The following is a 1134-nucleotide window of genomic DNA, read 5'->3' as shown; positions in this document are numbered from 1 at the left end:
AACTGCTCTGGACTTTGGTAGCCCAATGAGGAGTGCTTTCGTTGCCGATTATAATAGCATTCTATGTATTCAAATAATTCTGTGCGAGCATCCTCAATATTCTGAAATATACCGTCCTGTATCAATTCCGCTTTCAGTCTAGACCAGCATGACTCCATAAAGGCATTATCATACGGATCGTCAGGACGGTTCATGCTTTGGCGTAACTTGTTATCTCTCAGTGTCAGGCGAAAGTCTTTGTCAATGTATTGACCACCACGATCAGAATGGACAACCGCTTGTTCCTGAATTGAATAAGCTAGTAAAGCCTTTTTGAGCGCCTTGTGGACTAAGGACGCTTCCATATGTTTTTCTACCTGCCAGCCTTTAATACGTCGGCTAAAAAGATCCATCCAGGCGGCTAAATACGCCCACTCACCACCCGCCAAGGCAATGTACGTAATGTCGCCTACCAGAACTAGACCAGGAGCTGTTGGAAACGGAGCCTCCAGCAGCAAATTAGGACTAAATGGCCCATTATGGCGACTATCGGTAGTACGCGGTACAAAACTACGGGGTTGGATAGCTCGTAATCCCTGCTGACGCATAAGTTGCTGAACCAGGTACCGACTCACTTGATAGCCCTGATCGCGCAACTCTTCTACTAATCGACGGCTTCCATAGCGACGGTAATGATCAAGAAAACTTGCTTCAACCGATTGAGTTAGCTTTTTCTTCCCCTCTGTGGGTTGATAAGTCTCACCAGCCTGATACCGATAAAAGCCACTACGACTAACACCGAATACTTTACACAAGAGTTGAATCGAATGGTCATTCGTGTGCTGGCCGATAAACTGATAAATCAACCGGAGGTCTGTCGGCTGAAAATAGCTAAGGCTTTTTTTAAAATTTCCCGCTCCTCTTCGATCTGCCGCAATTGGTGCCGCAATCGCTCATTTTCGATAGCCAATGGGCTGTCTGCCTTTTCTTTCCCTTTCGTCCCTGACGCTTCCTGTTGGCTACGCCAGCGATAGAGTAAGTTCTCGCCAACACCCAGTGCCTGAGCAACCTGGAGTACACTACGCCCGTTGGCGATCATCCGTAGGGCTTCAGTTTTGAAGTCCTGGTCATACTTCCGACGGGAAGCCGGTTTGC

General features: G+C 47.5%; 2 protein-coding genes. Both read right to left on the bottom strand.

The genetic code is table 11. The features are described from left to right. A partial coding sequence (locus tag ACYVAD_RS26210; RefSeq protein ID WP_461142520.1) for an IS3 family transposase occupies positions 1-845 on the bottom strand: 845 nt, incomplete at its 3' end. Continuing rightward, on the bottom strand, positions 842-1134 hold a 293-nt coding region (locus ACYVAD_RS26205), incomplete at its 5' end, for a transposase (protein WP_461142519.1). The genes ACYVAD_RS26205 and ACYVAD_RS26210, both read right to left, overlap by 4 nt.

The sequence above is a fragment of the Spirosoma pomorum genome, from assembly GCF_054776615.1.
This window is presented reverse-complemented; position numbering and strand designations above follow the sequence as displayed.